Consider the following 5,470-nt stretch of genomic DNA (forward strand, 5'->3'; position numbering starts at 1 on the left):
AGCTCGTCCACGTAGCCCTGGCACTCGTCCAGCGCCGACTCGATCGTGTCCTTGCCCTGGTCGAGCTTGTCGGCAGTGCCGGTCATCTCGTCGTAGGTTGCCCCGAAGTCACTCATCGATCATTACCTTCCCGCGATTTCCATTGCACGACACCCGTTGCGGGGCCGCTCGTCACCATAAGTCGCGCGTCACACGGTCGTGAAGCGCAAACCCGACGAGCCGATGCCGTCATCGCGGACGCGGTCCGAGATCAGGGCGATCGACGTAGTCACGGTAGTCCTACCCGCTCCGTCGAGTTCTAAACATGTTCGAAAGTAAAGTTCTGCTGGCCCCGTTAGGTGGTGGTCGTAGCAGTGCACCAGCGGGAATCGACACACCGCTGCACCTGACCGACGCCCGAGATGGATAGGTGATGGGCCCGCAGATGCCGACCCACCACCTTGACCAACGCTGTGACTCAGCCGCCGGCGAGCTGCGAGTCCAGGTCCTGGATCGCCGTGGCCATGTCACGCAGAGCCTGAGCCATGTCCTCGACGCCGGCGATGGCGTCCTTGAGGCCCGTGGTCATCTCGGTGTAGCCGTCCTGGAACTTACCGGACGCCTTCTCCGTCTTGAACCCGTCCTGAACGAGCTCGTCCACGTAGCCCTGGCACTCGTCCAGTGCCGACTCGATCGTGTCCTTGCCCTGGTCGAGCTTGTCGGCGGTGCCGGTCATCTCGTCGTATGTTGCCCCGAAGTCACTCATCGATCATTGCCTTTCCCGCGATTACATTGCACGGTGCCCCATTGAGCAGCCGTTGGTCACCGTAGGCCACGCCTCACAAGCTTGTGAAGCGCAAAAACGGATTCGTTGTTATCTTCATACACAGTTCTCGTTCTCGCCCGTCAGCGGCATCCGCTGGGTCACCGATGCGACCGTCGCGACCCATCCGAGATATCCCGCGAAGGCAACGAGCCACGGGGGATACGAGCGACCAGAACCAGGCCGTCACCTTACACGCGCGGACCGTGCGTCGATCGCGCGACAGGCCAATGTGTCGCGGCCCGGGTCAAGGTGTTGGCGAGCCTCAGAACTCAGGAAGTTCGTCCGGGTTGTCCCACGGGGACTCGGAGCCGTCGTCACGAACGTAGTGGGACGACACTGCAGTCGCCGGGGCGGTGATCGTCCCGTCCAACACGCCTTGGATGCCTGCGAGGTACTTCTCCGCGATCTTGCCGTTGAAGACGCCATCGAGCAAGGCAGTCGGGCCACCCGGAATGTTCTGAACCAACACGTTGACCGACGACCCCGAAGCATTCTGATGGACTCGGAGCATAATGACCTTCGGCCACGACAAGGCCTTTGTCTTCTGCCTGATGATCAGGGCTTGGCCTTCATTGTGTACCGCCCTGATCTCGTACTTCTTTTCGTGCTGTGCAACACCGAGGGCCGCCTGAAAGGCGGCATCCGGGGCGACGCTTAGGTCAGCACTTTTCGCTCGTTCTGATCCCACGTGAACCCTTTGCTAGGTAGATAGATGAAAAAGTCGTGAAATTACACGCGGCCCTGAGCATCGAACTTGTGCCACGTTCCGACGCGCATTCGCTGCATCCGGTGACGCTGGTCCGCGGTCAGTTCGACGATCCCGCGCTCGCTGAGCACGTCGAGAACTTCCTCGCGCGCGGCGCTGTAGCGCCGCTGCGCACGATCGCTCTTCGGCACTCCTGCACGATGCTCCGACTTCGACACGAACTGGAGGATCGTCAGGGCGAGACCGAGTACGCCGGCGACCAACGCCGACCACTCGAGCCAGTCGCCGGGAAGATCGCCGTCGTAGGCCTTCCCGACGACGAAGGTGACCACGACCGACACCGTCGCCACAAGACCGGAAACGATCGCGATCATCGACCGGGAACGCGTCTGCCACCACATGCTGAGCCAAGTCGCCGAGACGACGATCGAGATGATGAACAGGAAGGTCGCGATCAGCGTCAGATCATCCTGGGTGGAAGCGTCCTCCGTCGTGGTTGCCCAGGCGACCAGACCGGCCGCGAGCGCCGGCGCCAGCAGGAACGCACCGAGCGCCATCATCATCGCAACCATGAGTACGCCGAGGGTCCAGTTCGGCCCACCGTCGTCTCCGCTCGGGGTGAGCCGCTCCGAGATGATCTGCTTCTCTAGGTCACCCCATTTGATCGGGGTGGCGACGTTGGCCGACCGTGCCCACTCACGTGCCGACGGGCCCTTGTCAAAGGACAGCAAGTTCAGGCCTTCCACAATCGATAGGAGTCAGTCCCCGGGTCACGCGGTACCGCGGTTCCACCGAAGCGTAGCGACGCATGCGTCAAGGACCGCGCGGGTCGCCACCAGCGCGGGTGCGTCGGGTCCTACGTCCGGCGTACGTGCGAAGGCTGCCACCAGCTGCAGCGCCCTACGCCGTTGGGTGCCGGGGATCGGGGTGAAGTAGATCAGGGAGTGGTTGATGATCGGCTCGCCATCGAGGTCGATCGTCCGCTCCCGCTCGAACCGCAACGTGCGCGGGTCGCCGAACAACGGCTTCGCGCCGTACTTCTGGATGGCGTTGTGGGCCATCTTGTCCAATGACTGACCGGGCTCACCCGTGCGGATCGAGGCGTTGATCGAGGCCGGCAGGACGACGACGTCGTCCGGCTGCTCGCCTGCCGGCGCGAAGAAGGCGAAGACGTCGTTCTTCCGCATCCCGTCGAATGCCTTGTCGAACATGGCCTTCGCCTCGACGAACAGATCGGGGCGGTGAGCCTCCATGAACCGCTTCTTCATCCCATTGAGGAGCTCATCGTGGCCACCATCGATGTCGAAACGAGCCCACCCCCGCGGAAGGTCGATCTCGAAGTCCACGGTCTTACGCACTCCAAGTTGCTCACGTAGGTTCACAGCGTCGCCCCATCCGTCGCGATCGGCCAAGACTCGTCCACCGGCACTCCGGGCAGAGGAACCGACTGGAACACCTTCCCGTCCTCACGGACCATCCGAAGTATGTCCTTGAGGGTCACCAGTCCGCGAACGACCGAGGTCGTCAGCTGCGGAATGCACTCGTCCACGCCGAGCAGCAGGAGAGCCTCACCATCGCTGAACGCGAAGTTCACCGACTCGATGATGACCGACCCACCCTCGAAGTTCAGCTCCTTGCGCGAAGACAGCTGAGCGCCAGGTCCGATGTGATCGGCCTCGGCCGCGTGCACGACGCCGTCCCATTGAGACATGTCCGGGACCGATTCGCTCTCCACCACGTGCAGGTGGCACATCACCGCAGCCGCCGACATGACCGGCCACACCTGGAACAGGGCGTACGCCTCAGAGGTCTCACGCTCGTCGAGGGCCATCTGCAGCAGCCCGCGGATGTCTTCGATCGTCGTCGCCTCACCATCCCAACGCGGCGTACCGACCAGTTCGTCGAGCATGCTCGAGGTCTCGTCGACCCACCGTTCACACTCAGCGGGCGTCAACCCTTCAGGAACAGGAAGCCACCCCGGAACATCCAGGTCGTCAACCAGCTCTACTGCCCACTTCGCCACTCTGCACCTCAGACGTTTGTTGCGCTTGAACCGAACCTAGAAACCAAGCCAGGCAGGCATGCCCGGGACCTTGATCTCAGGGATGTCGATCGGGATGGGGTCGAAGTGATCCGTCCCCTGCGTGAGCTTTCCGGCATTGCCGAGAGTGCCGAGCGTCGCGCCGAAGCGGGCAACCCCGAACTCGATCTTCGTCATGCCCCGGAACGCTCCCAGGCCACCCTTGAGGGCGTCGAGGTTGCCCATGTACATCTTCAGGTTGTCGGTCCGGAAGGCCTTGAAGGGCTTACCGATCAAGCCCTCGAGAACCTCGGCGCCGCTCTTCACCTTGAAGGCGTCCTTGAGTCGAGCTGCCTTGGTCAGGTCACCGATCGGACCCTTGCTCATGGCCTTCCAGGTCCTGGACAGAGCGGTCAGCTTGCTGCCCTTCGCCATGTTGGCCAGATGGCCGAGCTTGGAAAGGTTCGACAGCTTCCCGATCGGAATGATGGCCAAGGCATCGAGGGCCAACTGCCCCAGACTCTGCTGCCCGCAGGCGAACTTGATAGCGGAAACCGCAAAGGCAGCGAGCGCGAGGATGGCGGCCAGCGCACCGAAACCGGTGCAGAAGATCGCGACCACAGCGATGATCAGAGCGGCCCAGGTCAGGACCTCGTAGACCGCGTCGATGAAGTCTCCGTAGTTGTCCCAGAAGCCGTCCTCGATGGATCCGGAAAGGCCGTCGGAGATCCCGCTGACGGCTGCGTCGAAGCCGTCCTCCCATACGTCGTACCAGGTGTCGAAGACTTCGGCTTCGGTCTCCCAGTTCTCGTAGGCTTCCTTCTTGGCCTTGTTGTCGGCGGCCTCTTCCTTGTCGGTGTCGCCGATGCCGAGGAAGCCGCCGTCGTCCTCGGTCGTGCTGTCGTCCTTGTCACCGGGTAGGGCGTTGTAGATGTCCCAGAGGTCACTGCACGAGTTCGCGGTGCGGTCGATCAGCGGTTTGTAGGTCTCCAGCATCTCACCGTAGGTGACGAGCACCGGACCAACAGGCTTGTAGAGGTCGGCCGCTTCCTCGAGGACCTTGTAGGAGTCACCGATGGTCTCCTGAAGCTTCTCGATGGCCTTACCCTGCTGCTCGCCACCAGCGAAGGTGTTCTCCTTGATGTCGCGCAGCGTGTCAGCGGAGGCATCCATCATCTTGCCGAGCCGCTCGATAGCGGACCCTCGCGCGATGATCCCCGAGGGCGAACCCTCGACCGACTTGATCTCGCGCCCCTTCGGGGAATCCTGCATGCCACCGAACATGGGGTTGTCCTTTCCGTCAGGAGCGATTAAAGACTGTGGGTTCTACTACTTCTTCTTGGGCTCGAACTGGAGGGCGGTCTCGCTGTCCCACTCCTCGATCCCGTCGATAACGCCCTTGATGTGCTCACTGACCTTCTTCAGGCTGTCTTTGAGGTCGTTGCGCTTGTCGTCCCAGCGCTCCTCGAAGTCACACGCCTTGTCGCGCAGATCGCTCATGTCGAACGGGTCGCCGATATCAGCCTCGAGGTCCTCAGAGCTGTCAGTGGCGTTCTCGAACTCGTCGACGATCGAGTCCAATGACGTCTTGACCTTCTCGAGCTCAGAGATCTTGATCAAGATATCCGCCATGACTGTGCACCTTTCACGTGGTTATTGAGCACGCCGTCGAGTGTGGTCATCGCAGCGCGTGATCGAGAGAAAATGGAGAGATGGTGGGCCAGCAGACGCCAGCCCACCATCTGGCAAGCGTTGTTGCTCAGCCGCCGGCGAGCTGCGAGTCCAGGTCCTGGATCGCGGTCGCCATGTCACGCAGAGCCTGAGCCATGTCCTCGACACCAGCGATGGCGTCCTTCAGACCCGTGGTCATCTCCGAGTAGCCGTCCTGGAACTTGCCCGACGCCTTCTCCGTCTTGAACCCGTCCTGAACCAGCTCGTC

Annotated in this window: 7 protein-coding genes and 1 pseudogene; all 8 read right to left on the reverse strand. The window is 62.1% G+C overall.

The window, feature by feature from the left end; genetic code table 11:
• Positions 1 to 457: 457 nt before the first annotated feature.
• On the reverse strand, positions 458 to 745 hold the full coding sequence (locus tag ABZY89_RS29335; RefSeq protein WP_008356172.1) for a WXG100 family type VII secretion target: 288 nt from the start codon (positions 743 to 745) through the stop codon (positions 458 to 460).
• A gap of 322 nt (positions 746 to 1,067) precedes the next feature.
• Positions 1,068 to 1,493 (reverse strand): hypothetical protein, encoded by a 426-nt coding sequence (locus ABZY89_RS29340; RefSeq protein ID WP_355232698.1) that lies wholly within the window; start codon positions 1,491 to 1,493, stop codon positions 1,068 to 1,070.
• 41 nt (positions 1,494 to 1,534) lie between these two features.
• Complete coding sequence (locus ABZY89_RS29345; protein WP_355232699.1) at positions 1,535 to 2,242, reverse strand: hypothetical protein; 708 nt, start codon at positions 2,240 to 2,242, stop codon at positions 1,535 to 1,537.
• 39 nt (positions 2,243 to 2,281) lie between these two features.
• A complete protein-coding gene (locus tag ABZY89_RS29350) occupies positions 2,282 to 2,869 on the reverse strand; it encodes a protein TPRXL (RefSeq protein ID WP_355232700.1) in 588 nt (195 codons plus the stop codon).
• Between the two features lie 20 nt (positions 2,870 to 2,889).
• Positions 2,890 to 3,420 carry a hypothetical protein gene (locus tag ABZY89_RS29355; protein ID WP_355232701.1) on the reverse strand — a complete coding sequence of 177 codons (531 nt, stop codon included), beginning with the start codon at positions 3,418 to 3,420 and terminating at the stop codon, positions 2,890 to 2,892.
• Positions 3,421 to 3,570: 150 nt separating this feature from the next.
• Entirely contained in the window at positions 3,571 to 4,803 is a 1,233-nt protein-coding gene (locus tag ABZY89_RS29360) for a hypothetical protein (RefSeq protein WP_355232702.1), read from the reverse strand.
• A 57-nt stretch (positions 4,804 to 4,860) separates the two neighbouring features.
• A complete protein-coding gene (locus tag ABZY89_RS29365) occupies positions 4,861 to 5,163 on the reverse strand; it encodes a flagellar protein FlgN (RefSeq protein ID WP_355232703.1) in 303 nt (100 codons plus the stop codon).
• 127 nt (positions 5,164 to 5,290) lie between these two features.
• A pseudogene (locus ABZY89_RS29370) lies at positions 5,291 to 5,470 on the reverse strand (hypothetical protein); the annotation flags it as partial.

The organism is Nocardioides sp. NPDC006303, from assembly GCF_040613175.1.
GTDB lineage: Bacteria > Actinomycetota > Actinomycetes > Propionibacteriales > Nocardioidaceae > Nocardioides.

Excerpts from the sequence above, each read along its gene's own strand:
- ABZY89_RS29355 (WP_355232701.1), bottom strand. The coding sequence starts at position 3,420 with ATGCTCGACGAACTGGTCGGTACGCCGCGTTGGGATGGTGAGGCGACG.
- ABZY89_RS29360 (WP_355232702.1), bottom strand. The coding sequence starts at position 4,803 with ATGCAGGATTCCCCGAAGGGGCGCGAGATCAAGTCGGTCGAGGGTTCG.
- ABZY89_RS29365 (WP_355232703.1), bottom strand. The coding sequence starts at position 5,163 with ATGGCGGATATCTTGATCAAGATCTCTGAGCTCGAGAAGGTCAAGACG.
- ABZY89_RS29335 (WP_008356172.1), bottom strand. The coding sequence starts at position 745 with ATGAGTGACTTCGGGGCAACATACGACGAGATGACCGGCACCGCCGAC.